Below are 25,466 nucleotides of genomic sequence, written 5' to 3' on the forward strand. Positions count from 1 at the left end.
GGATACGACGATGGGGCCGAAGCCCCATCGTCTTGTTCCACTTCAATCGCCTCAGGCGCCGCGGACGCGGCCCTGGAAACGCGGGGCGGCGCGCCCGAGCGGCAGCTTGAGCTTGCCGATGATCTCGATGCGTTCCTCGGCCAGACGGTCGGCGGCCCGATAGGTCGGGATGCCGTCGCGCTCGGAGATCTCGAAGATGCGTGTGAGGTTGTGGTAGATCGTGCGCATCATGCGCATCGCGCGCTCGCGGTTGTAGCCGTCGATCTCCAGCGACACGTTCATCACGCCGCCGGCGTTGACCGCGTAGTCGGGCGCGTAGAGGATGCCGCGCTGCTCGACCTCGTCGCCGATCGCATTGTTGGCCAACTGGTTGTTCGCCGCGCCGCAGATGATCTTGGCCTTCAGGCGGGGCAGGGTCTTCTCGTTGACCGTGCCGCCAAGCGCGCACGGCGAATAGACATCGGCATCGACATCGTAGATCTCGTCCAGACCTACAGCCTCGGCACCGTACTCGCTGACCGCGCGCTCGACCCGGTCCTTGTTGATGTCGGTGACAAAGATCTTCGCGCCGCGCTCCTTGAGCAGCTTCACGAACTCCAGGCCGACATGGCCCAGGCCCTGGACCGCATAGCTGTAGTTGCCGACTTCCTCGTTGCCGAACTTGCGGTTCAACGACGCCAGCAGGCCCTGCAGGGTGCCGTAGGCGGTGAACGGCGACGGGTCGCCCGAGCCGCCATGGACCTGGTGCACGCCAGTGACGTACTGGGTCTCGCGGTAGACGAACTCCATGTCGTTGACATCGATGCCGACGTCCTCGGCGGTGATATAGCGCCCGCCGAGCGACTCGACGAACTGGCCGAACGCGCGGAATAGCCCCTCGGACTTGTCGGTGGCGGGGTCGCCGATGATCACCGCTTTGCCGCCGCCGATGTTCAGACCGGCGACCGCGTTCTTGTAGGTCATGCCGCGCGACAGGCGCAGCACGTCGTTGAGCGCATCCTGCTCGGATTCGTACGGCCACATGCGCGTACCGCCCAGCGCCGGGCCCAGCACCGTGTTGTGGATCGCGATGATCGCCTTCAGGCCGACGTCCTTGTTGTGGCAGAACACGATCTGCTCGTGACCGGTGGTGTCGAGGTGCTCGAAAATCATTCAATGCTCCGTCGCGGGCGATCGCCCGACGCATGGTTGGCTGGAGGCGGCATGGGGCCAGCAGGTGGGCCCGTGCGTCGTTACGCGGACGTTCGGCGCAGGCCGTCTGTCCGGGAACGCGGCATTTTACGCACCTCGTCCCGGGAAAGGGTCGCGTCCACTGCTCCGAAGCGGAAAACGCTTTGGCATCAAGCGCTTGCGTCTGCGTATCGGGCCTGTTGCAAGTGTTGCGCTGCACCACATTCAACCGGCTGGCGCCGCTGCCGCACAGGCCGGCGTGACCCGCTCACAGCTGCGATTCGATCGGCAACCAGCGCACCACCGCCGCGATCGCACGCTGTCGCCGGGTGGCGTCGGGTTCGCTATCCAGGACCGTTGGCGGATCGCGCGCGCGGTCGAGCCAGCGCAGCCGGCCCCTGCTGTCGAGATAGACCCAGTAGCTCATGCCCGGGTCGGTCAGGTGCAGGACCTCCTCGCGCAATGCCGCGCCCAGGTCGGGGTCGTCGAACAGCACGCCCATTTCGGTATTGAGATTGGCCGAGCGCGGATCGAGGTTGAACGAACCCACGAAGCCGCGATGGCCATCGATCAGCACCGCCTTGGTGTGCAGGCTCGCACCGCTGCTGCCGAACAGGCTGCTGGCGGCCTTGGCCTCGGCCTGGCTGCGGGTTTCGAACAGATGCACGCCGCCTTCGAGCAAGGGCTTGCGATAGCGCGCGTAGCCGCCGTGCACGGCGACGACGTCGTTGGCGGCCAGCGAGTTGGTGACCACCGCCACGTGGACGCCGCGGCCGGCCAACGCGACCAAGCCCTCGGTGCCGTCGCCGCCGGGAACGAAATACGGCGAGATCAACAAGGCACTGCGCTCGGCCGCACCGATCTCGCCGACCAGGTGCTCGACCAGCCAGTTCTCGCGGCCGTCGCCGCGCCACTTGATCGGAGGGTCGGACAGGATGCGGATGTGCTCGCTCCAGATCGGCGTCAGTTCCTGCGAGAAGTAGCGCCGCACGCTGGGCGAGATGTCCATCGCATCAAGGAATCGGCGCGCCTCGGGGCTGCCGGCTTCGTCGCGGATCCGTTCGAGCACCGCGCGCAGCGTGCGCGGTGGCTTGCGGTTGAGCGCGGCGATCGGCACTGCGGCCTCGCTGTTCCAGAAGTCGTCGAAGATCGCACTGGCCTCGGCCACGGCCGGGCCGAACAGTGCAATGTCGAGGTCGTGGAAGTTGAACGCCTCGGCGGCGCTGAAGTACTCCACCCCGATATTGCGTCCGCCGACCACGGCCACCCGCCCGTCGGCGATCCAGGCCTTGTTGTGCATGCGGTGGTTCACGCCCCAGGCGCGCTGGATCATTTCCAGCACCCGCAGCGGTCCGCTGCGGTTGCGGAACGGGTTGTACACGCGCAGCTCGATGCGCGGATGGGCGTCCATCGCCAGCAGCGTGGCGTCCATGTCGCCCACGCCGACGTCGTCGAGCAGGATCCGCACCCGCACGCCGCGCTCGGCCGCTTCCCAGGCCTCGTTGGCGAGCATGCGGCCGGTCAGGTCGTCGTGCCAGATGTAGTACTGCAGGTCGAGGCTGCGGCCGGCCTGGCGCGCGGAGATCGCGCGCGCGGCGTAGGCGTCGACGCCGTCGGGCAGCATGATCGCGCCGGTCTGACCCGGGTGTCGGGCGAGCAGCGGCGCCAGTTCGCGGTCCAGCGCGGTCGCATCCTCGGACAGCGGCAGCGTCGTGCTCGGCACCCCGGTCGCCGGCAGCATCAACCGGTCGGCGACGAACACGCTGCTCACCGCCATCACCAGCAGCGTGAACACGCTCCAGGCGAGGATTCTCTTGACGCGCTTCTTCATCGAGGGGCGGTGGCGGGGAAGGCCGGCTAGGATCGCAGAAGTCGGGTCGTTGCCGCGCCGTGGCGGTCTTGCGCCGCCGGTGATGGCGGCAGGTCACGCCCTGCACGGGGGCGCCACGGTATCCTGACGCCCCGTTCCGGAACCGACGGCCTCCGCCGCCCATGACCCCACCCGTGAAACGCCGCTGGCGCGGCCTCGGCCTGCTGTTCGTGCTCTCTGCGCTGCTGGCCGGTGCCGGCGCCTACTTGCTCTACGACCGTTACACCGGGTTTGCCGACACCCCGCTGTCGGGCGTCGAGGACGGGCGCACCTTCACCGTCGAGCGCGGCGATTCGTTCCAGCGGGTGCTGGCGCGGCTGCGCGAGGCTGGGGTGGTCGAAGGGCATGCGCTCCAATGGCGCCTGCTTGCGCGCCAGCTCGGCGCCGACGCCAAGATCCAGGTCGGCGAGTATCCGCTCGACGCCACGACGACGCCGCGCACGCTGTTGCTGCGGATGCGCGACGGCAAAGTGATCCTGCACCGCTTCACGATCGTCGAAGGCTGGAACATGCGCGAACTGCGCGCCGCGCTCGCGCGCGCCGAACTGCTGGAGCAGCGCGTGCCCGAGCTGGACGACGCGCGCCTGATGGCCGAACTCGGCTTTGATGGCGTGCATCCCGAAGGCCGCTTCCTGCCCGAGACCTACCTCTACACCCGCGGCGACAGCGACCTGGACGTGCTGGCGCGGGCCAATGCCGCGCTCGAGGCTGCGCTCGACCGTGCCTGGGAGACCCGCGACCCGGGCCTGGCGCTCGAGAACCGAGAGCAGGCGCTGGTGCTGGCATCGATCATCGAAAAGGAGACCGGCGTGCCCGAGGAGCGCCCGCAGATCTCCGGCGTCTTCAACCGCCGGCTGCAACAGGGCATGCGCCTGCAGACTGATCCCACGGTGATCTACGGCATGGGCACCGCGTACACCGGCAACATCCGGCGCCGCGATCTGCAGACCGACACGCCCTACAACACCTACACCCGCGACGGCCTGCCACCCACGCCGATCGCGATGCCCGGCCAGGCCGCGATCGAGGCAGCCACGCATCCGGCGCCCGGCGACACGCTGTACTTCGTTGCGGTCGGTGACGGCAGTGGACGCCATGTGTTCTCGCGCAGCTATGCCGAGCACAACGCCGCGGTCCGCGAGTACGTGCGGCGCTATCGCGCGCGCTTTGGCGGCGGCGATGCCAGCGCAGGCAGCGCCGCCCAGGCCGCCGCCGGCGACGAGACCCGGCCGCCGAACGAGGCCGAGGTCGAGGCCGCGACCGGCGAGGAGGGGACGCCGTGAGCGGGTTGCGGTCGTACCCGCGCTTCGTTTCCATCGAAGGCGGCGAAGGGGCCGGCAAGACCACGGTGCTGCGCGCGCTGTGCGCAGCGCTGGCGGCCGACGGCAGGGAAGTCGTCTGCACGCGCGAGCCTGGCGGGACGCCGCTGGCCGAGATGATCCGCGGCCTGCTGCTCGATCCCGGACACGAGCCCGCGTGCGCGCATACCGAACTGCTGCTGGTGTTCGCCGCGCGCGCCCAGCACGTGGCCGAGACCCTCGTGCCGGCGCTCGAGCGCGGCGCCTGGGTGATCAGCGACCGATTCACCGATTCCAGCTACGCCTACCAGGGCGGCGGGCGCGGGCTGGATGTGGCGCGGATCGCTGCACTGGAGCGCGACTATGTCGGCATCGAGCCGGCCCTGACCCTGCTGCTCGACCTGGGCGTGGCACAGGGCCGCGCGCGCGCGCGCGGTCGCGATGCGACCCCCGATCGCATCGAGTCAGAACACGACGCGTTCTTCGAGCGTGTGCGTGCGGCGTTCCTGCAACGCGCGCAGGCGCACCCGGCGAGGTTCCGGGTGATCGATGCCGCCCGGCCGGCCGAGGCGGTCGCCGCCGATGCGGTGCGCGCACTCCAGGCGCTGCAGGTGCCGGCATGAGCGCCGACGTGGCCGGTTTCGCCCCCTGGCAGCAGCGCATCTATGCGCACACGCGCACCACGCTCGATGCGCAGCGGCTGGGCCATGCGCTGCTGTTCTGCGGGCCTGCGCTGCTGGGCAAGCGCGCGGTCGCCGACGCGCTGGCCGCGCACGTGCTCGGGGCCGACCGCGAGCCGCGGGTGGCGCAATTGTTGGCCGCGGGCAGCCATCCGGATTTCCACCCGGTGTCGTTCGTGCCGACCAAGGACGGCACCAAGCTGCGCACCGAGATCGTCATCGAACAGATCCGGGGCCTGTCGGACAAGTTGTCGCTGACGCCGCAGTACGGGCAGGCGCAGGTTGCGATCGTCGATCCGGCCGACGCGATCAATCACGCGGCCTGCAACGCGCTGCTCAAGACCCTCGAGGAGCCGCAGCCCGGCCGCCATCTGTGGCTGGTCGCGGCCAATCCGGCGCGGCTGCCGGCCACGATCCGCAGCCGCTGCCAGCGTATCGAGTTCCGCCTGCCGCCGCGCGAGGAGGCGCTGGCCTGGCTGGCGGGCAAGGGCTACACACAGGCCGATGCTCTCGAGGCGCTCGACGCGGCGAAGGGGCATCCGGGCCTGGCGGCCGACTGGCTCGCCGGCGGTGGCATGCAGTTGCGCCGCGAGGTCCATCGCGATCTGGCCGGGCTGGCCAAGGGCGAGCTGCCGGCCGTTGCGACCGCGCAGCGCTGGGCCGGCGACGAGCAGGCCGTGGACCGGCTGCGTCACGCCGCCGATCTTGCGCTCGCGCGCGCGGCCGCCTTGACCGACCCGACGGGAATCGCGAAGCTCGCGGCGTGGTTCGACGCGGCCAACCGCACGCGCGATCTGCTCAGGACCACGGTACGCGCGGACCTGGCGATCGCCGAACTGCTCCAGGGCTGGCGCGGTGCCGCCGCCCGCCCATGACCATGACCGGGGAACCGAATCGATGAGCGCCACCGGAGCCGCCGCGCGCCAGGGCATCCTGTCGCTGACCATCAAGGACAAGGCGGCGCTGTACAACGCCTACATGTCCTATCTCAAGCAGGGCGGGGTGTTCGTGCCCACGACCAAGCGCTACTTCATCGGCGATGAGGTGTTCTTGCTGCTGACGCTGCCCGAATCGAGCGAACGCCTGCCCACTGCAGGCAAGGTGGTGTGGGTCACGCCGGCCGGCGCCCAGGGCAACCGGGCGGCGGGAGTCGGCGTCCAGTTCGCGGACACCCCCGAGGGCGAAGCGCTCAAAGGGCGGATCGAGACCTTGCTGGCCGGCGTGCTGACATCGGAGAAGCCGACCCACACGATGTAGTGCGACGGCGCTGGGCGTGCGGCGTGGCCGCCTTCAGCGCGCGTCGGCGACCATCGCGCGCAACGCGGGGTCGCGGATCTGCATGACATCGAACAGGCCGGCGGCACGCAGATAGACCGCGCGGCGCAGCAGTTCGTCCTCGTAGCGGCGGCGCAACGCTTCGTCGTCGTCCTCGTCGATCGCCAGGCGGGCGAGTTCGACGAATTGCTCGACCCAGGACAGGGCCGCGTAGGCATCTGCGGCCGCGACGTTCGCGTTGTCGACAAGCGCGGGTCGCGGATGAAGGGAGGTCATCACGTTGAATCCTTGACTGTACCGGCTGGACGGTATCGTCTAGACTTATGGGCTCGTCGTCAAGCCCGGCAGCCATGACCCGAAAACCCCGCAGCGACGCTCGCGAACGCATTCTCGATGCGGCCTTGGCCGTGTCCCAGCAGGTGGGTGCGGCCCATCTCACACTCGATGCGGTCGCGGCCGAAGCGGGGGTCAGCAAGGGCGGGCTGCTGTATCACTTCGCCAGCAAGGATGCGTTGCTGCGCGCGATGGTCGAGCATCATCTCGACGAACACCGGCAGACCTTGCGGGTCGCGATGGCGGATTTTCCGGCCACGCCCGGCGGCTATCTGCAGGCGGTGGTGCAGGCGCATCGCGCCGAACGCAAGGATGGCTTCCACGAACCCCACGCCATGCGCTCGTTCATCGCGGCGGCGGTCAACACGCCCGAGTTGATGGAAGGCCCGCGACGCTTCGCCAGCGAGCAGGTTGCCTACCTGCGACAGCTGGGGCCGCATTTTCCGGAGGCCATGCTGCTGACGCTGGCCTTCGACGGGCTGTTCTTCGGCGACACCTTCGAGATGCTCGACCTCACGCCGTCCGAGCGCGAGACGATCGTGCAGACGATCGCCGAGCGTGCCGCCGTGATCGCGAAGACCGCCGACGGCGAGTAGCGGGCCGGGCATCGCGCCCGGCCATGGGCATCAGCCTTCGCGCAGCGCTGCGGCGTCCCAACCCGGGCGCGGCGCGAAGCGGTCGCCGTGGCGCGCCTGCAGCGTCCGCAAGCGTTCGAGCACTGCATCGACCCCGGTCTCGCGGATGTACTGGATCGGGCCACCACGGAACGGGGCGAACCCGGTGCCGAAGATCACGCCGGCATCGAGCAGGTCGGCATCGGCGACGACACCGTCGTGCAGCGCGGCGACCGCCTCGTTGAGCAGCGGCAGCACCAACCGGTCCTGCAGATCTTCGGGCGCGCGATAGTCCTTCGGCAGGTCCGGCTTCTTCGGCTTGCCGTCCTCCCACGTGTACAGGCCCTGGCCGTCCTTCTTGCCGCGCTTGCCGGCCTCGGGCGGCGTCGCCAGCGAAGCGGGAATCTGCAGGCCGAGGAACGGCGCCAGTTCCTGTCCCACGCCCGAGGCGATGTCCAGGCCGACCGTGTCGATGAGCTCGATCGGCCCCATCGGCATACCGAACGCCACCGCCGCGCGGTCGATTGCCGCCCCCGGGATCCCTTCGGCGTACGCGGTCGCGGCCTCGAGCATGTAGGGAAATAGCAGCCGGTTGACCAGAAAGCCTGGCGTGCCTGCGACCGGCACCGGCAACTTGTCGATCGCCTTGCAGAACGCCGCCAGCCGCTGGATCGTCGCCTCGGCGACACCATCGTGGTGGACGATCTCCACAAGCGGCATGGATGCCACCGGGTTGAAGTAGTGCAGGCCGGCGAACTGCGCCGGGCGTTGCACGTGGGCGCGCAGCTCGTCGAGCGGGATTGACGAGGTGTTGGTGGTCAGGAGCGCATCGGGGCCGAGCTTGGGTTCGACCGTCGCGTACAAGGCGCGCTTGGCCTCGGCGTTCTCGACGATCGCCTCGATGACCAGGTCGGCCTCGGCGATGCCGTCGCCAGCCAGATCCGAGCGCAGCCGGGCGGCGACTTCGGGACGCTTGGCTTCGTCGCGGACCTTCTTCTCGAACAGCTTCGCCGCGCGCGCCTGCGCCTTGTCGATGAATCCCTGCTCGCGGTCCTGCAGCGTGACCTCCAGTCCCTTGTAGGCCGACCACGCGGCGATGTCGCCGCCCATCACGCCGGCACCGACCACATGCACGCGCCGGATCGGCGCCTGCTGCGCGCCGGCCTTGCCGCCCAGGCCCTTGAGACGCTCCATCAGGAAGAACACGCGCGTGAGGTTGCGCGCCGTCGAGGTGCCGGCGAGCTTGACCACCGAGCGGCGCTCGGCCGAGAGCAGGGCACGGGTGTCGCCGGACGCGCGCTTCCAGGTCTCGATCAGCGCATACGGCGCCGGGTAATGCGCCTTCTTCGCCTTGCGTGCGACCTGCTTGAGCAGCACCGGGGCCAGCGCCTGGCGCACCGGCCACAGGTTGGTCAACCGGGCCAGTGCGCGTTGCTTGAACGGGCGTGTCGTGCCCTTGAGCGCGAGCGCGGCGGCCGCATCCACCAGCAGTGCCGGCTCGACGACCTTGTCGACCAGGCCGATCGCGCGCGCGGCCTTGGCCGGCAAGGCGCGCCCGGTGAGCATCATGTCGAACGCGGCCGGTGCACCGATCAACCGCGGCAGGCGCACGCTGCCGCCCCAGCCCGGATAGATGCCCAGCTTGACCTCGGGCAGCCCGATCTTGGTCGAAGGATCATTGCTGGCGACGCGGTAGTCGCAGGCCAGTGCGATCTCGGTGCCGCCGCCCATGCAGAAGCCGTGGATCGCGGCAACGGTCGGGCAGGGCAGCTCGGCCAGGCGCTGGAAGGTGGACTGGCCGCGACGGATCGAGTCGCCGATCGTGCCCTTGGCATCGAAGGCCTGGAACTCCCGGATGTCGGCACCGGCGATGAAGCCCTTGGCCTTGGCCGAGCGGATCACCAGCGCCTTGGGCGGGTCGAGCGCCAGACGTTCGAGCAGAGTGTCCAGCTCGATGAGCACATCCTGGGCGAAGGTGTTGACCGACTCACCTGCGCGGTCGAACGCGAGCACCAGGACACCGTCGTCGCGCGACTGCGCTTGCCAGTGGCTGAAGCGAAGCCCGTCAAGGCCTGCAAGCATACGGCACCATTCTTTAGAGTACGGAGGTTGGTCCTATGATCCCGAGGTCGCTTCCGTGCCGTCAAATCGCGCGCGGTGGCCGGCTTGCGGAACGTCGGTCGCGGCCCCAGGACATGCATTGTTTGGTGCGGCGACGATGCCATACCCGTCGTGACGGAACTTTTCGCGCGACCGCCTGTCTCATTGCCCGTGCCAGGCCGGGCCCTGAAGGAGGTCCGGCCGATGGCCGAACAACGCGACAGCCCGGAGTACGGAAATCTGGACGAGGAACTGGTCAAGCGGGTACAGCGCGGCGATACCGCGGCGTTCGACCTGCTGGTGCGCAAGTACCAGCATCGTATCGCTGCGCTGATCGGGCGTTACGTGGCCGACTGGAGCGAATGCCAGGACGTCGCCCAGGAGACCTTCATCCGCGCCTACCGCGCGATCGCCAGCTTCCGCGGCGACGCGCAGTTCTACACCTGGCTGCACCGCATCGCCGTCAACACCGCCAAGAACCATCTGGTCGCGCACAACCGGCGGCCGCCGACCGACGATGTAGACGTCGACGACGCCGAGCATTTCGAATCGGCGATCCGTTTGCGCGACGGCGATACGCCGGAACGTGAACTGATGCGTCAGCAACTGGAACAAACGGTGGTGCGCGCGGTCGAAGCCTTGCCTGAGGAGCTGCGTGTGGCGATCAATCTGCGTGAGGTCGATGGTCTGAGCTACGAGGAGATCGCCGAGCGCATGGGCTGCCCGATCGGCACGGTGCGTTCGCGGATCTTTCGGGCGCGCGATGCGATCGATCGCGAACTCAGGCCCTTGATGGACAACGAGAGACAAGTGGAGCGCGTGACCCGATGAGCCCTTCCGACGACATCGATGCCCTGCAGCTCGGTCCCGATCCGGACAAGCTCGAGCTGTACCACCGTCAGCAGCTGTCGGCGATGCTCGACGATGCGCTGCCGCAGGACCAGGCGCGCTTCCTGCGTCGCCGGCTGCAGCACGACGCCGAACTGTCGGCGTGCTTCGAGCGCTGGCAGGTCTGCGGCGACGTGCTGCGTGGCCGCCACGTCTCGCTGCTGCCGCCCGATTTCGCTGATCGCGTTGCCCGCGGCATCGCCAACGACGGCGTCGCCGTCGCGCCGGCCACGGTCAATCGCCGTTCGCGCTTGCTGGGCTGGGGTGGGGGTGGCGCGGCACTGGCCGCCTCGGTTGCGCTGGTTGCCTTGTTCGTCGGCCGCCCCGGCGGCGCGCCGGGCAAAGAAGAGACGATCGCGCTGCCGCCCGCACGCATCGCCGCGACCAGCGAACCGCTGGCCACCGATGCCGCAGCCGATGCATCGGCCTTCGCGCATGAGCCGGCGGCGCCGGTGCAGGCGGCCGCAGCCGCGGGTGCGGCGGCGATCGCGATCGCCGAAGTCCCCAGGCGCAGTCGCGGCGATCGCGCGGTCGCATCGCCGGTGACGCCCCCGACGCGCGACGCGGCGGCGGTCCAGATGGCCGCCGCGGCGACGCCGTTGCAGGGCGCGGCGGATGCGCTGGTGCCAGCGCCGGTCGCCGCGTCGGGGGTCGAGGCCGCCTTCGCGGCCGCTGCGTCCGACGCTGGGTTGCCGGCCGCGCCGTCGATCGCGCGGCCCTGGCCCAAGGCGAGCGATCTGGCGTCCGATGCCCGATTCTCGGTCCGCTACGGCGGCGGCTTCGACGCGCCGTCCTGGGCCCGCAGCGACGCGCCGACCAGTGACGTGTTGCCGAGCTTCCCGGTCGAATCGGGCGACACACGCCAGGCGTCCGACCAAGCGTCCACCGCGCAGCCCTGAGCGCCGGGTCCAGCCGTCCCGGCGTGTCGCCGCCCTGCGGTGACCGACTCTCCCTGTCTCGAACTTTCGGATTCCCCATGACTTCGATGAAGAAATCCCTGTTGGCCGTGTCCCTGGTTGCGGTGCTGTCGGCGGCGACCACGGCGCTCGTGCTGCCCAATGCGACCGCGCAGTCGAACGCGCCCTCGGCCGCCGATACCGCCAATACCGTCTCCGCTACGCCCCAGGCGCCGCTGGTCAGCGGCCTGCCGGACTTCACCCGGCTGGTCGAGCGAGTGGGTCCAGCCGTGGTCAGCATCGAATCGACCGCCGGCACGCGCCAGACGCGTGGCCAGCAAGTGCCCGACGATGCACAGATCCCGGAGATCTTCCGGCGCTTCTTCGGGCCCGGCTTCGAGTTCCCGGGCGGACCCGGCGGCCCCGGGCAGAGCATGCCGCGCGCCTCGATGGGCACGGGCTTTCTGATCTCGTCCGATGGCTATCTGCTGACCAACCATCACGTCATCGAGGGTGCCGACGAGGTCAAGGTGCGGCTGTCGGACCGGCGCGAGTTCCAGGCCGAGGTCGTCGGCAGCGATCCCGAATCCGATGTCGCCGTGCTCAAGATCAATGCCAGTGGCCTGCCGATGCTGCGCATGGGCAATGCGGCTGCGGTCAAGCCCGGGCAGTGGGCGGTCGCGATCGGCTCGCCGTTCGGCTTCGAGCAGTCGGTGACGGCCGGCATCGTCAGCGCGGTGCAGCGCTCCAATCCCTACGCCAACCAGCAGTACGTGCCCTTCATTCAGACCGATGTGCCGATCAACCGCGGCAATTCGGGTGGCCCGCTGCTCAACGTCGCCGGTGAGGTGATCGGGATCAACTCGCAGATCTTCAGCAACTCCGGCGGCTACATGGGCGTGAGCTTCGCGATCCCGATCGATGTCGCGTCCAATGTCGCCGACCAGATCAAGCGCACCGGCAGCGTGCAGCGCGGGCAACTCGGCGTGCAGATCGGGCTGGTCGGCGCCGACGAGGTCGCCGGCTTCAAACTGCCCGATGCGCGCGGTGCATTGGTGACCGTGGTGGCGCCGGGCAGTCCGGCCGAGAAGGCCGGACTGGAACCGGGCGATGTGATCCGCGCCGTCGATGGCACGCCGATCAACACCTTCAGCGACCTGCCGCCGCTGGTCGGCAGCAAGGCGCCGGGCACTCGGGTGAAGCTCGAAGTCTTCCGTGACGGTCGCAGCCGCAACTTCGACGTGACCCTGATGCAGCTCGACGGCCAGGCCTCCGCCGGGTCGCCACGCACCACGCCCGACCGTGGGACCACGCCATCGACCCAGGGCAACCCGCTCGGCCTGGCCGGCCGTGACCTCGACGCTGCGCAGCGTCGGCAGTACGGGCTGTCGAACGACGAGGGCGTGCTGGTGACCGGGGTCGGCCGCGGCGCCGCGGCGACTGCGGGCATCGCCGCGGGCGATGTGATCCTGCGCGTGGGCCGGACGCCAGTGGCCAGTGCGGACGCGCTGGACCGCGCACTGCGCGACGTCAAGCCGGGCGATACGGTGATGTTGCTGGTGCGCGGCCGTGGCGGCGCCACCCAGTACCGCGCAGTCTCGGTGCCCGACGCGCCCTGACCACGTGCCCAGCACTGTGTGTTCATGCAAGGCCCGCGGCCACAGCCGCGGGCCTTCGCATATCCGGGCACCCGGGCATCGCGCCGGCAGGTCGCACGGCGACCGCGGCGCGGCGGCGGCCGCCATGCGATAATCGCCCGTTATCCCGACGACGGCCCGGCCGCCGCACATGACCCACGATCCCATGCGGAATATCCGCAACTTCTCCATCATCGCCCACGTCGACCACGGCAAGTCGACCCTGGCCGACCGCATCATCCAGCTCTGCGGCGGCCTCCAGGCGCGCGAGATGGAGGCGCAGGTGCTCGACTCGAACCCGATCGAGCGCGAGCGCGGCATTACGATCAAGGCGCAGTCGGTCTCGCTGCCGTACACCGCGCGCGATGGCCAGACTTACCATCTGAACTTCATCGACACCCCCGGCCACGTCGACTTCAGCTACGAGGTCAGCCGCTCGCTGGCCGCCTGCGAAGGCGCCTTGCTGGTGGTCGATGCGGCCCAGGGCGTGGAGGCGCAGTCGGTCGCCAACTGCTACACCGCGGTCGAGCAGGGGCTCGAGGTGGTGCCGGTGCTCAACAAGATCGACCTGCCTACGGCCGACATCGAGCGGGCGAAGAACGAGATCGAGGCGGTCATCGGCATCGATGCCGAGGACGCGGTCGCGGTCAGCGCCAAGACCGGCCTGAATGTCGAGGAGGTGCTCGAGGCGATCGTGCACCGGATCCCGCCGCCCAAGCCGCGCGACACCGACAAGCTGCAGGCGTTGATCATCGACTCGTGGTTCGACAACTACCTGGGCGTGGTCTCGCTGGTGCGCGTGATGCAGGGCGAGATCAAGCCCGGCGCCAAGCTGCTGGTGATGTCGACCGGGCGCAGTCACCAGGTCGACAACGTCGGTGTGTTCACGCCCAAGCGCAAGCCGTTGCCGCAGCTGCGGGCCGGCGAGGTCGGCTGGATCACCGCCTCGATCAAGGACGTGCACGGCGCGCCGGTCGGCGACACCCTGACCCTGGCCGGCGATCCGGCGCCCAGCCCGCTGCCCGGTTTCCAGGAAATGCAGCCGCGCGTGTTCGCCGGCCTGTTCCCGATCGACGCCGAGGACTATCCGGCGCTGCGCGAGGCACTTGAGAAGCTGCGCCTCAACGACGCCGCGCTGCGCTTCGAGCCCGAGAGCTCGGAGGCGATGGGTTTCGGGTTCCGCTGCGGGTTCCTGGGCATGCTGCACATGGAGATCGTGCAGGAGCGGCTGGAACGCGAGTACGACCTCGACCTGATCAGTACCGCGCCCACGGTGATCTACGAGGTGCTGCGCACCGACGGCGAGATCGTCAGCCTCGACAACCCGGCCAAGCTGCCGCCGGTCAACCAGATCGAGGAGATCCGCGAGCCGATCATCCGCGCCAACGTGCTGACCCCGCCCGACTACGTCGGCAACGTCATCACGCTGTGCGAGGAGAAGCGCGGCACGCAGATCGGCATCAGCTACCTGGGCAGCCAGGTGCAGATCAGCTACGAGCTGCCGATGGCCGAGGTCGTGCTCGACTTCTTCGACAAGCTCAAGTCGGTCAGCCGCGGCTACGCCTCGCTCGACTACCACTTCCTGCGATTCCAGGCCGGGCCATTCGTGCGCGTGGACACGCTGATCAACGGCGACAAGGTCGATGCGCTGTCGCTGATCGTCCATCGCCAGCATGCCGACCGCCGCGGCCGCGAGCTGACCGAGAAGATGAAGGACCTCATTCCGCGGCAGATGTTCGATGTCGCGATCCAGGCCGCGGTGGGCTCGCAGATCATCGCCCGCACCACGGTCAAGGCGATGCGCAAGAACGTGCTGGCCAAGTGCTACGGCGGCGATATCTCGCGCAAGAAGAAGCTGCTCGAGAAGCAGAAGGAAGGCAAGAAGCGCATGAAGCAGGTCGGCCGCGTCGAGATTCCGCAGGAAGCATTCCTGGCGGTGCTCAGCAACAGCCGTGATTCGTGATCGCAGGTCGTTGACCGGCGTACGTCACGGCGACGCGCGTTGTTCCCGATCATCGATCGCCCATCAGGCATCACCGCTCCCGAGGAGCTCGCATGAAATGGTTTGAGACTGCATTGGTCGTCCTGACGCTGCTGACCGGCGTCATCTGGTTGCTGGACAAGCTGGTGCTGGCCAAGCGGCGCGCGCGTCGCGGCGGGCTGATCGAGGAGAAGGAGCCGGTTGCGGTCGACTACGCCAAGGCCTTCTTCCCGGTCCTGTTCGTGGTGCTGATCCTGCGCAGCTTCGTCGCCGAACCGTTCCGCATCCCGTCGAGTTCGATGATGCCGACGCTGCTGATCGGTGACTTCATCCTGGTCAACAAGTTCAGCTACGGCATCCGGTTGCCGATCACCAACAAGAAGGTCATCGACATTGGCGAGCCGGCGCGGGGCGACGTAGTGGTGTTCCGCCCGCCGCAGCACCCCGACCAGGATTGGATCAAACGCGTGATCGGCCTGCCGGGCGACACGGTCGAGTTCCGCGACAATCAGGTCTTCGTCAATGGCACCCCGTTCGGCTATCAGCGGCTGGGCACCTACGAGGGCGTGGGGCGCGGTGCGGAAATGACCGGTGCCTCGCTCTATGAAGAGACGATGCCCGGCCGCAGCCACGAGATTCTGCACATCGACGAGGCCGCGCCGTTCCATATGGGCGAGGGACGCTACGAGGTCCCGCAGGGCCATTACTTCGTCATGGGCGACAATCGCGACCGCAGCGACGACGGCCGCTTCTGGGGTACGCTGCCCGAGACCCAGCTGCGCGGCAAAGCGTTCCTGATCTGGATGAACGTCGATTCGCAGGCGCCGGGCTGGGTCGACTGGGGCCGGATCGGCAGCAGCATCCGCTGAGCCGGTGGACGCGACCTAAGGGGAACACCATGAAACGTACGCAACGCGGCATCACCTTGCTGGGCTTCGTCGTCGTGCTGGCGCTCATCGGCTTCTTCGCCTATGTGGGCATGAAGCTGTTTCCGATGTATTCGGAGTATTACAGCGTGCGCTCCGCGCTCAAGGGCCTGGCGGCCGAGCCGGGCATCGCCAGTGCGGACACCGCGCGGATTCGCGAGCTGTTTTTCCGTCGCCTGCAGATCAGCTACGCGGAGACCGTCAAGCCCCAGGACGTGACGATCACCCGGGTGCCCGAAGGTCTGCGGATGGACGTGAACTACGAAGCCCGCAAGCCGTTGATCGGCAATCTCGACGTGGTCGGCCGCTTCCAGGCCACCCAGACGTTCGCAGGCGATGGCGGGCGCGGTTGACCGCCAGCAGGGCCGGTTCGCAGGGCATGTGTTCCGCGATCCGGAGTTGCTGGCGCAGGCGCTGACCCACCGCAGCGCCGGTGCGCCGCATAACGAGCGGCTGGAGTTCCTCGGCGACGCGGTGCTCGGTGCGCTGATCGCCGAGGCGCTGTTCGCGCGCTGCCCCGGCGCCGACGAGGGCACGCTGACGCGCGCGCGGGCCGAACTGGTGCGCGAGTCCTCGCTCGCCGCGGTCGCGCGCGATCTCGATCTGGGGGCGCGTCTGGTGCTGGGCCCCGGCGAGATGAAGTCCGGCGGGCATCGTCGCGACTCGATCCTGTCCGACGCGCTCGAGGCGGTGATTGCGGCCGTCTACCTCGATGCCGGTCTGGACACCTGCCGCGCGGTGGTGTTGCCGCTGTTCGAGCGCGCATTGACGGCGCTGGCCAGCGGGCGGATCGCCAAGGATGCCAAGACCCGGCTGCAGGAATGGCTGCAGGCGCGGCAGCGTGCGCTGCCGGTCTACGAACTGCTGGCCGAGACCGGCGAGGAACACGCACGGACCTTCATCGTGCGCTGTGTGCTGGCCGATGCCCCGATCGCCGCCGAGGGGCAGGGCAGTTCCCGCCGAGCGGCCGAACAACAGGCTGCAGAGGGCGTGGTCGCGCTGCTTCAAGCCCGCGCCTGAGCGCGACGGACCGTCGCCGCCGAGCGATGCGGGGTTTTTCCGTAGAATGCCGGCATGACAGATCCCCATTCCGCGCCCCATCGCGCCGGCTTCGTTGCCGTCATCGGTCGACCCAACGTCGGCAAGTCCACCCTGGTCAACGCGCTCGTGGGCGCCAAGGTCAGCATCGTCTCCAACCGGCCCCAGACCACCCGGCACCGTCTGCTGGGCATCGCGACTCTGCCCGAGGGCCAGTTGTTGCTGGTCGATACCCCGGGCATCCATCGCGAGCAGAAGCGCGCGATGAACCGGGTCATGAACCGTGCCGCGCGCGGTGCGCTGGAAGGCGTGGATGTCGCACTGCTGGTCGTGGTGGCCGGACGCTGGGACGAAGAAGACACGCTGGCGTTCGATGCGCTGCGCGGCGCCGGCGTGCCGGTTGTGCTGGTGGTCAACCAGATCGACCGGATGAAGGACAAGACCGCGTTGCTGCCGTATCTGCAGCAGGTCGTCGACGGACGCGAGTTCGCCGGCGTGGTGCCGTTGTCGGCGCTCAAGCGCAATGGGCTGCAGCAACTGGTGTCGACGGTGCTGCCGCTGCTGCCCGAGCAACCGGCGCTGTATGGCGAGGACGAGATCACCGACAAGAGCCAGCGCTTTCTTGCCGGTGAGCTTGTGCGCGAGCAGTTGATGCGCCAGCTCGGCGCCGAACTGCCATATGCCACGACTGTGGAGATCGAGAGCTTCACCGTGGACGGCGCGATGCTGCGTATCGGCGCGGTGATCTGGGTCGAGCGCGACGGCCAGAAGGCCATCGTCATCGGCAAGGGCGGTACGCGGCTCAAGGACATCAGCACCAAGGCGCGCCTGCAGATGGAGCGCTTGTTCGACGCCAAGGTGTTCCTGGAGACCTGGGTGCGCGTGCGCCAGGGCTGGTCCGACGACGAAGCGGCGCTGAAGGCCCTGGGCTACGGCGAGTGACCGAGGGCGCGGCCATGCACCAACAAGATGAGGCGGCGCGAATGCAAGGCCGTTGCCTGTGCGGCGGGGTGGTGCTGAGCGTGCCGGCCGAGACCCGCGAAGTACATGCCTGCCACTGCGGGGCCTGCCGCCGTTTCCACGGCAGCTCGGCGCTGCTGCTGCCGGTGGGCACCGCGCTGCGCATCGAGGCCGGCGAGGCGCTGGTGCGCAGGTTCGCGTCCTCCGACTGGGCCGAACGCGCGTTCTGTGCGACCTGCGGCAGCAGCCTGTTCTTCCGGACCACCGGCGATGGCCACCATTACGTTGCCGCGGGGGTGTTCGATGCGATCCCGAAGGCACATTTCGCACTCGAGATCTTCATCGACGCCAAGCCCGACTGGTACAGCCTCGCCGACCCGGACGAAAGTCTGACCGGTGAGGCGTTCTTTGCCCGCATCGGCGCGGGCTAAGGCGACGCCCGACGTCGGTGCGTATCGAGAACGAGCCCGCGTTCGTCCTGCATGCCCGGCCATGGCGGGAGACCAGCCTGCTGGTCGAGGTCCTGAGCCGTGAACACGGACGCCTGGGCCTGGTGGCGCGGGGCGTGCAGGGCCCGAAGAAGCACGTGCTGCGCGCGGCGCTGCAGCCGCTGCAGCATGTGCGGCTGGATGCGCAACTGCGCGGCGAGCTGGCGCAGTTGCGCGGCGCCGAGGCGCTCGACGCCGCGCCGCGGCTGCTCGGCGATGCGATGCTCGCCGGCTTCTATCTCAACGAGCTGGTGCTGCGCCTGGCGCCGCGCCAGGATCCGTTGCCCGAGTTGTACGACGCCTACGCTTGCGTGCGTGGGCGCCTGGCGTTGCCAGGCGAATTGGCCTGGAGCCTGCGCCGGTTCGAGCGCGCCTTGCTCGATGCGCTCGGCGTGGGCCTGCCGCTCGACACCGATGGCGACGGCCACGCGATCGACCCGGCGGCGCGTTACTTGCTCGACCCCGAATACGGCCCGCGCCGACTGCACCTCGACGGCGGCGTGGCCTCGCGCAGTGCGGCCGCAACCGGGCGTGCCTTGCTCGCGCTGGCCGCCGATGGCGCGCCCCCCGACAGCGAGGACCTCGCCAGTCTGAGGCGCGCCTTGCGTGCCGTGCTGGCGCATCACCTGGGCCCGCGGGGCCTCAAATCCTGGGAGCTCGCGTCACAGTTCGCGCGGCAGGGCACGCCGGGCGACCGGTAGCCGCCCGCGCACTCACGCTGCCGCCAGCGTCGCGTCGATGGCGGCGAGAAACCGATGCAGCGCCGGCTCCGATTCCGGCGCGGCGTGCAGGCTGGCGGCGGCTGCGCACAGGCGGTCGGCGCCGACGAAGCCGCAGCCGGCCCGCAGCTTGTGCAGCAGGCTGCGCATGGCGGGGGCATCGCCGCGCCGCGCCGCGAGCACGATGCCATCGCGTGCTTGCGGCAGTTCGCCGAGGAACAGCCCGCGCAGCGCATCGGCGTTGCCGACGTTGCCACCGACGGCCGCCAGCGCGGCCCGCGTGTTCCAGACCACCGGGCGCCCGGACGCACAGGGCTCGATGTCGTCGTCGGCCGGCGTCGGGCGCGGCGGCGGGGACGGGGCGACGACCGGTGCAGCGACCAGGCTGCGAATCGCGGCGCGCCAGTTGGCGGCCGTCACCGGCTTGCTCAGCGCGAGCAGAAAGCCGGCCGCGCGCAGGGCATCGAGCGATTCGCGTTCGCGCTCGGCGGTGTGCGCCAGGGCCGGCGTGTCCAGCCCCTGAGCGCGCAGGCGGGCGAGCAGCTCGATGCCGCTGCCGTCGGGCAGATTCGCGTCGATCAGCCAGGCATCGTGGGTATCGGCGGCAGCCAGCGTCAGGGCATCGGCGACCGTTCCAGCCACATCCACCTCGGCGGGCAGTGCCGACGCTGCGGCGAGTAGGAAACTGCGGCTCGTGGGGTCGTCTTCGACCAGCAGCAATCTGGGCATCGGTCGCTCCATGCGATGAAGGTATCCTGCGGCGATGCCTCGCCGCCTGTTGCCGATCCTACCGCTGTTGCTGGCCTGTGTGCCGGTCGCGCAGGCGCGGACGGTCGAGGCCCGGATCGCGCATGTCGACACCCCGGTCGCCGCGATGACCCAGGTCCGGCTGACGCTCGACTGGCCCGCCGATGCGCCCAACGGCCGGCTCCGGCTGCGCGCCGCGGACGTCGATGCCGGGGCGCTGGGGTGGCGGCTGCGCGATGTCGATTGGCGATGCCCGCTGAAACGGCTCGTGAACGAGGGGCGGGGGCGTTGGCACTGCGAGGGGCCCATCCGCGACCGCTCGGGGACTGCGCTGCGGCTGGCGCTCGAGCTCGATGCGCAGGACCTCGATGCCCGCCTGGCGGGCGAGGGCGGCGCCCTGACCCTGGCGCGCCGGGCGGCTACGCCCGAGCGCACGACCATCGACCTCAAACGCGTGCCGGCGGCCTGGGTGCAGGCACTGGTGCAAAGCGCTTGGGAGGCCGCGCAGCTGCGCAAGGGGCGGCTGGATGGCGCACTGCGGATCGATGCGCCGGATGCGCAGCCGCTGCGCGTCGCTGGCAACCTGGCCGTGCACGATCTGGCGCTGGAGACTGCGGACGGCGCGATCGCGACCGAAGGTGTCGCCGCCGACTTGCGGCTCGACCTGCGCCTGCCCGACGCCGGCCCCGCGCTGCGGCTGGACGGCACGTTGCATGGGGGCGAGTGGCTGTTCGGCGCGGCGTATCTGGCCTTGCCGCCCGCGCCGATCGGGATCGGCCTCGACCTCCAAGGCAGCGCCGACGGCGGCTGGGACTTGCCGCGCCTGACCTGGCGCGATGGCGATACGTTGCAGCTCGAAGGCGCCGGTGCGTTGTCGGCCGACGGCGCGCTGCAGGCCCTGTCGCTCGATGCGACGAGTCGGGACGCCCATGCACTGCCGGCGCGCTACCTCTCCGGCTGGCTCGGCCCGGCCGGTTTGTCGGGACTGTCGCTGCAGGGCAGCTTCGACGTGTCGCTGGCGCTGGCCGACGGTGTGTTGCGCACTGCGGACCTGCGCCTGCGCGGCCTGGATGTCGGCGACGCGCAGGCGCGGTTCCGCTTCGACCGGATGGACGGCGCGCTCCGCTATTCGGCGACCACACCCGTGCACAGCACCTTCGCCTGGCGCGGCGGGGCGCTGTACGGCATGCCGTTCGATGCGGCGGCCTGGAGCCTGGAAAGCGCCGGAGGCCGTATGCGGTTACGCGAGCCGGTCGCGTTGTCGTTCCTCGGCGGCGAGATCGGGTTCGAGGCGCTGGCGTTGCAATTGCCAGGGCATGCCGAGCGCGACGGCGACGGTCTGCGGATGCGCACTGCACTGCGGCTCGACAACCTGGACATCGGCCGGTTGGCGCAGGCGCTGGACTGGCCGGCGTTCGAAGGCAGCCTGAGCGGTCTCATCCCGACGGTGCGCTATGCGGACAACCGGATCGACTTCGACGGCGGGCTGGCGATGCAGCTCTTCGACGGTCGCGTCGACGTCTCGTCGTTGTCGATCGAGCGGCCGTTCGGCGTCGCGCCGACGGTCACCAGCGACTTGGCGTTGCAGGGGCTGGACCTGCAGGCGCTGACCGGCGTGTTCGGCTTTGGCAGCATCGAAGGACGGCTGCACGGACGGATCGACGGGCTGCGCCTGGTCGACTGGGGCGCCACCGCATTCGATGCCGAACTGCATACCGAACGCACGCCCGGGGTGCATCAGCGCATCAGCCAGCGCGCGGTGCAGGACATCTCCAGCGTCGGCGACGCCTCGTTCGTCACCAGCCTGCAGGGCAAGGCGATCGCGCTGTTCGACGACTTCGGCTATCGCGGTATCGGCATCTCCTGCCGGCTGCGCAACCAAGTCTGTCGAATGGGCGGCCTGCATTCAGCGGGCAACGCCTTTACTATCGTCGACGGCGCGGGCCTGCCGCGGCTGGACGTCGTCGGTTACAACCGCGACGTCGACTGGCCGACGTTGGTCGAGCGCCTGGCTGCCGCCGCTGGCGGCGACGTGGCTCCGGTCATCGACTGAGCGCCACGCCCCGTATCGAGACAGGAGAACACCCTATGGCGCGTTGGATGGGACTGCCGGCCGTGGCCGCGCTCGCACTGACTGCATGCGTGACGATCAACGTCTATTTTCCCGCCGCCGAGGCCAAGGAAGCGGCGCGCGAGTTCGTCGAGAATGTGATCGGCGATACCCCGGCCGCGCAGCCGCCTGCGCCGTCGACGACGCCCGGGGGCGGCATGGCCCAGCGCGACATGCGCTTCGATCCTTGGATGCTGCTGGGCATCGGCACCGCCCAGGCCCAGACCCCGGACGTCACGATCCGCACGCCGGCGATCCAGGCGATCCAGTCGCGCATGGAGCAGCGTTTCAACGGCACGCTGCGGCCGCATTTCGATTCCGGCGCGCTCGGCTTCGGCAGCAATGGCCTGATCGTGGTCCGCGATGCCTCGCAGTTGCCGATCAAGGACCGGGTCGCGGTCAACACCGCGGTCGCCGACGACAACCGCGACCGCCAGGCGGTGTACCGCGAGATCGCGGTCGCCAACGGTCATCCCGAATGGGAATCGCAGATCCGTGACGTTTTCGCGCGCCAGTGGATCCAGAGCGCGCGTCCGGGCTGGTGGTACCAGCAGGGCGGGAGCTGGACGCAGAAGTAGGGTCTTTGTCGAGGACGGGAATGGGCTTTACTTCGGATGGGCAGCGGCCTGCCGGCCGGAAGCCGCTTTTCCCTCGGCAGGTCCGCTGCGCGGTCCGGCCACGCGTAGCTCGCGTGGCGTTCGCATGGAGGCGCGGCATGCCGCGCAGGCCCTCCATGCTCACCCTGTCCTGACTCGGACGCGCGCCATCCCTGGCGCGCTATCGCAATCCCCGACCAGCACGACGCACCGAGGTCGAGATGTATGCAACTACTTCAACAAGGCGGCTTAGTGCGTCTACCCGAAGTCCGATTGCAATCGTCCATGGCAGCGGACTGGCGGTCGGTGGCCGCGTCGAGCGCGCCATGGATGGCGCGCGCCCGAGTCAAGGCAGGATGCCTTGCCGAGGGAAAAGCGGCTTCCGGCCGGCAGGCCGTTGTCCATCCGAAGCCAATCACGCATCGTAGGTTGCACCGGCCCGGTCCGACAGAGTGCCGGCTTCTGCGACAATACGCGGCCTTTCCGCCCGCAGCCTTCGCCACGTGGCCCGCAAACGCCTCGATCAGACTCCTTTCCAGGTCGACATCCTCGACCTGACCCACGATGGCCGCGGCGTTGCGCGGCTGCCCGACGGCAAGGCCGTGTTCGTCGCCGGGTCGCTGCCGGGCGAACAGGTCGTCGCCCAGCGCACCGCGCGCTCGCGCAGCTTCGACGAGGCGGTGACGCTCGAGGTGCTGCGCGCGTCGGAGCATCGAATCGCGCCGCGCTGCGCGCATTTCGGCGTCTGCGGCGGCTGCGTATTGCAGCATCTCGACGCCGAGCAGCAGATCCAGGCCAAGCAGCGCGTGCTGCGCGAGAATTTCGAACGCATCGGTCACGTCACGCCGGAACGCTGGATGGCACCGCTGGTCGACCGCGCTTGGGGCTACCGCCGCAAGGGTCGCTTCTCGGTGCGGCGCGTGGAGAAGAAGGACAAGACGCTGGTGGGCTTTCGCGAGCGCGATCCGCGCTTCGTCGCTGACCTGCATGAATGCCACACGGTGATCCCGCCGATCGGCGCGGCGATCCCGTTGCTGTGCGCGCTGGTCGATGGCCTCGATGGCCGCGGCGACATTCCGCAGATCGAGTTCATCGCAGGCGACCCGACCCCTGAGTTCGATGGTGTGGCGCTGGTGTTTCGCCATCTGCAGCCGCTGAGCGAGCGCGATCTTGCAGCGTTGACCGCGTTCGGCCAGCAGCAGCGGATGGCGATCTTCCTGCAGCCGGGCGGCAACGACAGCGTGCGCCCGCTGTGGCCGCAGGCGCCGGCGTTGTCGTTCCGGCTCGAGGCCTGGGATGTCGAACTGAAGTTCCGGCCGCTGGATTTCATCCAGGTCAATGCGGGCCTCAACGGCACGATGATTGCGCGCACGCTCGACCTGCTCGACGTGCAACCCGACGACCGCGTGCTCGACCTGTTCTGCGGTCTGGGTAATTTCACGCTGCCGTTGGCGCGCCGGGTTCGTGAGGTCGTCGGCGTCGAAGGCGAAGCCGGGCTGGTCGCGCGTGCGCGGGAGAATGCCGCGCACAACGGCCTGGACAACGCGCAGTTCCATGCCGCCGACCTGACCCAGGACCAGCGCGGTGCGCCCTGGATGCGCCAGGGCTTCGACAAGCTGCTGCTCGATCCGCCGCGTTCGGGCGCGATCGATGTGCTGCGCCAACTGCCGCTGGAACGGTTCGCCCGCATCGTCTATGTCAGCTGCCACCCTGCGTCGCTGGCGCGCGATGCCGGCTATCTGGTCAACGAGCGCGGCTGGCGGCTCATCGACGCCGGGGTGATGGACATGTTCCCGCAAACCGCGCATGTGGAATCGATCGCGGTGTTCGAGAGGACGTAGCGCCATGGCGGTCGAAATCGAACGCAAGTTCCTGGTAACGTCCGACGCGTGGCGAAATGCCGCGCACGCGGTGGTGCCGATGGCGCAGGGCTACCTCAATGACATGGCCGCGCTCGACAGTGGGGCACAGAAGGCCTCGGTGCGGGTGCGCATCGAGGGCGAGGCGGCGTTCGTGAACATCAAGTCGCGCGCGATCGGCCATACCCGACAGGAGTTCGAGCTGCCGCTGCCGATCGCCGATGCATACGCGCTGCTGACGCTGTGCGTCGGCGGCCGGGTCGAGAAGCGCCGACATCTGGTGCATCACGGCGATCACCTGTGGGAGATCGACGAGTTCCTCGGCGACAACGCCGGGCTGGTCGTGGCCGAGATCGAGCTGGACGACGCCGACGAGGCCTTCGCGCGTCCCGACTGGCTGGGCGAGGAGGTCACCGACCACAAGCGTTACTACAACCTGGCACTCGCCGCGCATCCGTTCTCCCGCTGGGACGCTGCGGAACGCGGTTGAGGCGCGCGCGCGGCCGGGGACCGGCGCATGATGCGCGCATGAGAATCGACATCTGGTCCGACGTGGTCTGTCCCTGGTGCTGGATCGGCAAGCGCCGCCTGCAACGCGCCATCGCGCTGCTCGGCGACGAGGCGCCGGCGATCGACATCCACTGGCATCCTTTCCTGCTCGACCCCGACGCAGACGCCACACCGGTGCCACTGCGCGAGGCCTATGCGCGCAAGTTCGGCGGCGCCGAGCGCACCGCGCAGCTGCTGGCGCAGACCCAGTCCACTGCCCGCGCCGAGGGCCTGCCGTTCGATTTCGACCGCGGGCAGGTCCGCGTGACCACGTTGCCGGCGCACCGGGTGCTGGCGCTGGCCGCGCGCGAGGGCGACCCCGACGCCGTCGGCGAGGCGCTGTTCCATGCCCACTTTGCGCAAGGTCGCAACCTGGCCGATGTCGAGGTGCTGGTGGAGGCGGGCGCAGCGGGCGGGCTCGACCCGGCGCGCGTGCGGGCGTTGCTGGCCGGCGACGAAGGCGAGGCGGAGGTGCGGGCGCAGATCGCGCAGGCCCAGGCGATGGGCATCCGCGCGGTGCCGACCTTCGTCATCGACGGGCGACTGGCGGTGCAGGGCGCGCAGCCGCCGGAACAACTGGCCGAGATCTTGCGCCAGGCGTTGGCTGCCGCTGCGCCTGCGTCGGCGGCCGGGGCCATCTGCGGCCCGGACGGCTGCGCCTGAACACCGCGCTGCGCACGCCCGGCGCGATGCGCGCATCTGCGACAATGCCCGTCTGCGCCGTTCGGCGCG

The 25,466-nt window shown here is 69.4% G+C and carries 25 protein-coding genes; 20 read left to right on the forward strand and 5 right to left on the reverse strand.

What is annotated here, in order from left to right:
- Positions 1–51: 51 nt before the first annotated feature.
- The gene (locus tag BEN78_13775; protein ASR44276.1) at positions 52–1,152 is read right to left on the reverse strand and encodes a leucine dehydrogenase; all 1,101 of its coding nucleotides are present in this window, start codon (positions 1,150–1,152) and stop codon (positions 52–54) included.
- 286 nt (positions 1,153–1,438) lie between these two features.
- A complete protein-coding gene (locus BEN78_13780) occupies positions 1,439–3,001 on the reverse strand; it encodes a cardiolipin synthase (GenBank protein ID ASR44277.1) in 1,563 nt (520 codons plus the stop codon).
- A 161-nt stretch (positions 3,002–3,162) separates the two neighbouring features.
- On the opposite strand from BEN78_13780, the gene BEN78_13785 reads away from it, so the two are divergent.
- Genes BEN78_13785 through BEN78_13800 form a run of 4 tightly spaced genes read left to right on the forward strand, consistent with a single transcriptional unit; the run spans position 3,163 to position 6,275 of the window.
- Positions 3,163–4,323 (forward strand): aminodeoxychorismate lyase, encoded by a 1,161-nt coding sequence (locus BEN78_13785; protein ASR44278.1) that lies wholly within the window; start codon positions 3,163–3,165, stop codon positions 4,321–4,323.
- Positions 4,320–4,961 (forward strand): dTMP kinase, encoded by a 642-nt coding sequence (locus BEN78_13790; protein ID ASR44279.1) that lies wholly within the window; start codon positions 4,320–4,322, stop codon positions 4,959–4,961. The genes BEN78_13785 and BEN78_13790 overlap by 4 nt, the downstream gene beginning before the upstream one ends.
- A complete protein-coding gene (locus BEN78_13795; GenBank protein ID ASR44280.1) occupies positions 4,958–5,893 on the forward strand; it encodes a DNA polymerase III subunit delta' in 936 nt (311 codons plus the stop codon). The genes BEN78_13790 and BEN78_13795 overlap by 4 nt, the downstream gene beginning before the upstream one ends.
- Positions 5,894–5,915: 22 nt before the next feature.
- Complete coding sequence (locus tag BEN78_13800; GenBank protein ASR44281.1) at positions 5,916–6,275, forward strand: pilus assembly protein PilZ; 360 nt, start codon at positions 5,916–5,918, stop codon at positions 6,273–6,275.
- A 33-nt stretch (positions 6,276–6,308) separates the two neighbouring features.
- Here the strand turns inward: BEN78_13800 and BEN78_13805 are convergent, their stop codons facing one another.
- On the reverse strand, positions 6,309–6,569 hold the full coding sequence (locus BEN78_13805) for a hypothetical protein (GenBank protein ID ASR44282.1): 261 nt from the start codon (positions 6,567–6,569) through the stop codon (positions 6,309–6,311).
- Positions 6,570–6,643: 74 nt separating this feature from the next.
- Here BEN78_13805 and BEN78_13810 point away from each other — a divergent pair, with 74 nt between their 5' ends.
- Entirely contained in the window at positions 6,644–7,222 is a 579-nt protein-coding gene (locus tag BEN78_13810) for a hypothetical protein (protein ID ASR44283.1), read from the forward strand.
- A gap of 30 nt (positions 7,223–7,252) precedes the next feature.
- Here BEN78_13810 and BEN78_13815 read toward each other — a convergent pair whose 3' ends face one another.
- Positions 7,253–9,322 carry a 3-hydroxyacyl-CoA dehydrogenase gene (locus BEN78_13815; GenBank protein ASR44284.1) on the reverse strand — a complete coding sequence of 690 codons (2,070 nt, stop codon included), beginning with the start codon at positions 9,320–9,322 and terminating at the stop codon, positions 7,253–7,255.
- A gap of 222 nt (positions 9,323–9,544) precedes the next feature.
- Here BEN78_13815 and BEN78_13820 point away from each other — a divergent pair, with 222 nt between their 5' ends.
- The 10 genes from BEN78_13820 to BEN78_13865 all read left to right on the forward strand — a co-directional run bounded on the left by BEN78_13820 (position 9,545) and on the right by BEN78_13865 (position 18,855).
- The gene (locus BEN78_13820; GenBank protein ID ASR44285.1) at positions 9,545–10,171 is read left to right on the forward strand and encodes an RNA polymerase sigma factor RpoE; all 627 of its coding nucleotides are present in this window, start codon (positions 9,545–9,547) and stop codon (positions 10,169–10,171) included.
- Positions 10,168–11,127, forward strand: coding sequence for a hypothetical protein (locus tag BEN78_13825; protein ID ASR44286.1), 960 nt, complete (start codon positions 10,168–10,170; stop codon positions 11,125–11,127). Before BEN78_13820 ends, BEN78_13825 begins: the two co-directional genes overlap by 4 nt.
- An 86-nt stretch (positions 11,128–11,213) precedes the next feature.
- The gene (locus BEN78_13830; protein ID ASR45146.1) at positions 11,214–12,743 is read left to right on the forward strand and encodes a peptidase S1; all 1,530 of its coding nucleotides are present in this window, start codon (positions 11,214–11,216) and stop codon (positions 12,741–12,743) included.
- Between the two features lie 184 nt (positions 12,744–12,927).
- Complete coding sequence (locus BEN78_13835; protein ID ASR45147.1) at positions 12,928–14,724, forward strand: elongation factor 4; 1,797 nt, start codon at positions 12,928–12,930, stop codon at positions 14,722–14,724.
- Between the two features lie 92 nt (positions 14,725–14,816).
- Positions 14,817–15,611 carry a signal peptidase I gene (locus tag BEN78_13840; GenBank protein ASR44287.1) on the forward strand — a complete coding sequence of 265 codons (795 nt, stop codon included), beginning with the start codon at positions 14,817–14,819 and terminating at the stop codon, positions 15,609–15,611.
- A gap of 29 nt (positions 15,612–15,640) precedes the next feature.
- Complete coding sequence (locus BEN78_13845) at positions 15,641–16,021, forward strand: DUF4845 domain-containing protein (protein ASR44288.1); 381 nt, start codon at positions 15,641–15,643, stop codon at positions 16,019–16,021.
- Positions 16,005–16,688 carry a ribonuclease III gene (locus BEN78_13850; protein ID ASR44289.1) on the forward strand — a complete coding sequence of 228 codons (684 nt, stop codon included), beginning with the start codon at positions 16,005–16,007 and terminating at the stop codon, positions 16,686–16,688. Before BEN78_13845 ends, BEN78_13850 begins: the two co-directional genes overlap by 17 nt.
- 54 nt (positions 16,689–16,742) lie before the next feature.
- A complete protein-coding gene (locus BEN78_13855; GenBank protein ID ASR44290.1) occupies positions 16,743–17,648 on the forward strand; it encodes a GTPase Era in 906 nt (301 codons plus the stop codon).
- 41 nt (positions 17,649–17,689) lie between these two features.
- Entirely contained in the window at positions 17,690–18,097 is a 408-nt protein-coding gene (locus BEN78_13860; protein ID ASR45148.1) for a hypothetical protein, read from the forward strand.
- Positions 18,098–18,114: 17 nt separating this feature from the next.
- Positions 18,115–18,855, forward strand: coding sequence for a DNA repair protein RecO (locus tag BEN78_13865; GenBank protein ASR44291.1), 741 nt, complete (start codon positions 18,115–18,117; stop codon positions 18,853–18,855).
- Between the two features lie 12 nt (positions 18,856–18,867).
- Here BEN78_13865 and BEN78_13870 read toward each other — a convergent pair whose 3' ends face one another.
- Positions 18,868–19,614, reverse strand: a complete 747-nt coding sequence (locus BEN78_13870; protein ASR44292.1) for a hypothetical protein — start codon at positions 19,612–19,614, stop codon at positions 18,868–18,870.
- Between the two features lie 22 nt (positions 19,615–19,636).
- On the opposite strand from BEN78_13870, the gene BEN78_13875 reads away from it, so the two are divergent.
- The 5 genes from BEN78_13875 to BEN78_13895 all read left to right on the forward strand — a co-directional run bounded on the left by BEN78_13875 (position 19,637) and on the right by BEN78_13895 (position 25,397).
- Positions 19,637–21,673: a hypothetical protein gene (locus tag BEN78_13875; GenBank protein ASR44293.1), complete on the forward strand. Its 2,037-nt coding sequence runs from the start codon at positions 19,637–19,639 to the stop codon at positions 21,671–21,673.
- A gap of 35 nt (positions 21,674–21,708) precedes the next feature.
- Positions 21,709–22,308 carry a hypothetical protein gene (locus BEN78_13880; protein ASR44294.1) on the forward strand — a complete coding sequence of 200 codons (600 nt, stop codon included), beginning with the start codon at positions 21,709–21,711 and terminating at the stop codon, positions 22,306–22,308.
- Positions 22,309–22,829: 521 nt separating this feature from the next.
- The gene (locus tag BEN78_13885) at positions 22,830–24,167 is read left to right on the forward strand and encodes a 23S rRNA (uracil(1939)-C(5))-methyltransferase (GenBank protein ID ASR44295.1); all 1,338 of its coding nucleotides are present in this window, start codon (positions 22,830–22,832) and stop codon (positions 24,165–24,167) included.
- Positions 24,168–24,171: 4 nt separating this feature from the next.
- A complete protein-coding gene (locus BEN78_13890; protein ID ASR44296.1) occupies positions 24,172–24,675 on the forward strand; it encodes a CYTH domain protein in 504 nt (167 codons plus the stop codon).
- A gap of 38 nt (positions 24,676–24,713) precedes the next feature.
- Entirely contained in the window at positions 24,714–25,397 is a 684-nt protein-coding gene (locus BEN78_13895; protein ID ASR44297.1) for a polyketide synthase, read from the forward strand.
- Positions 25,398–25,466 lie beyond the last annotated feature (69 nt).

The organism is Xanthomonas citri pv. mangiferaeindicae, from assembly GCA_002240395.1.
GTDB classification, from domain to species: Bacteria; Pseudomonadota; Gammaproteobacteria; order Xanthomonadales; family Xanthomonadaceae; genus Luteimonas; species Luteimonas citri_A.

Coding starts and splice junctions, on each gene's coding strand:
- BEN78_13895 (ASR44297.1), top strand. CDS start 24,714: ATGAGAATCGACATCTGGTCCGACGTGGTCTGTCCCTGGTGCTGGATC.
- BEN78_13835 (ASR45147.1), top strand. CDS start 12,928: ATGCGGAATATCCGCAACTTCTCCATCATCGCCCACGTCGACCACGGC.
- BEN78_13805 (ASR44282.1), bottom strand. CDS start 6,569: ATGACCTCCCTTCATCCGCGACCCGCGCTTGTCGACAACGCGAACGTC.
- BEN78_13875 (ASR44293.1), top strand. CDS start 19,637: ATGCCTCGCCGCCTGTTGCCGATCCTACCGCTGTTGCTGGCCTGTGTG.
- BEN78_13845 (ASR44288.1), top strand. CDS start 15,641: ATGAAACGTACGCAACGCGGCATCACCTTGCTGGGCTTCGTCGTCGTG.
- BEN78_13825 (ASR44286.1), top strand. CDS start 10,168: ATGAGCCCTTCCGACGACATCGATGCCCTGCAGCTCGGTCCCGATCCG.
- BEN78_13880 (ASR44294.1), top strand. CDS start 21,709: ATGGCGCGTTGGATGGGACTGCCGGCCGTGGCCGCGCTCGCACTGACT.
- BEN78_13820 (ASR44285.1), top strand. CDS start 9,545: ATGGCCGAACAACGCGACAGCCCGGAGTACGGAAATCTGGACGAGGAA.
- BEN78_13830 (ASR45146.1), top strand. CDS start 11,214: ATGAAGAAATCCCTGTTGGCCGTGTCCCTGGTTGCGGTGCTGTCGGCG.
- BEN78_13840 (ASR44287.1), top strand. CDS start 14,817: ATGAAATGGTTTGAGACTGCATTGGTCGTCCTGACGCTGCTGACCGGC.
- BEN78_13780 (ASR44277.1), bottom strand. CDS start 3,001: ATGAAGAAGCGCGTCAAGAGAATCCTCGCCTGGAGCGTGTTCACGCTG.
- BEN78_13795 (ASR44280.1), top strand. CDS start 4,958: ATGAGCGCCGACGTGGCCGGTTTCGCCCCCTGGCAGCAGCGCATCTAT.
- BEN78_13810 (ASR44283.1), top strand. CDS start 6,644: ATGACCCGAAAACCCCGCAGCGACGCTCGCGAACGCATTCTCGATGCG.
- BEN78_13860 (ASR45148.1), top strand. CDS start 17,690: ATGCAAGGCCGTTGCCTGTGCGGCGGGGTGGTGCTGAGCGTGCCGGCC.
- BEN78_13855 (ASR44290.1), top strand. CDS start 16,743: ATGACAGATCCCCATTCCGCGCCCCATCGCGCCGGCTTCGTTGCCGTC.
- BEN78_13890 (ASR44296.1), top strand. CDS start 24,172: ATGGCGGTCGAAATCGAACGCAAGTTCCTGGTAACGTCCGACGCGTGG.
- BEN78_13815 (ASR44284.1), bottom strand. CDS start 9,322: ATGCTTGCAGGCCTTGACGGGCTTCGCTTCAGCCACTGGCAAGCGCAG.
- BEN78_13870 (ASR44292.1), bottom strand. CDS start 19,614: ATGGAGCGACCGATGCCCAGATTGCTGCTGGTCGAAGACGACCCCACG.
- BEN78_13800 (ASR44281.1), top strand. CDS start 5,916: ATGAGCGCCACCGGAGCCGCCGCGCGCCAGGGCATCCTGTCGCTGACC.
- BEN78_13775 (ASR44276.1), bottom strand. CDS start 1,152: ATGATTTTCGAGCACCTCGACACCACCGGTCACGAGCAGATCGTGTTC.
- BEN78_13850 (ASR44289.1), top strand. CDS start 16,005: ATGGCGGGCGCGGTTGACCGCCAGCAGGGCCGGTTCGCAGGGCATGTG.
- BEN78_13785 (ASR44278.1), top strand. CDS start 3,163: ATGACCCCACCCGTGAAACGCCGCTGGCGCGGCCTCGGCCTGCTGTTC.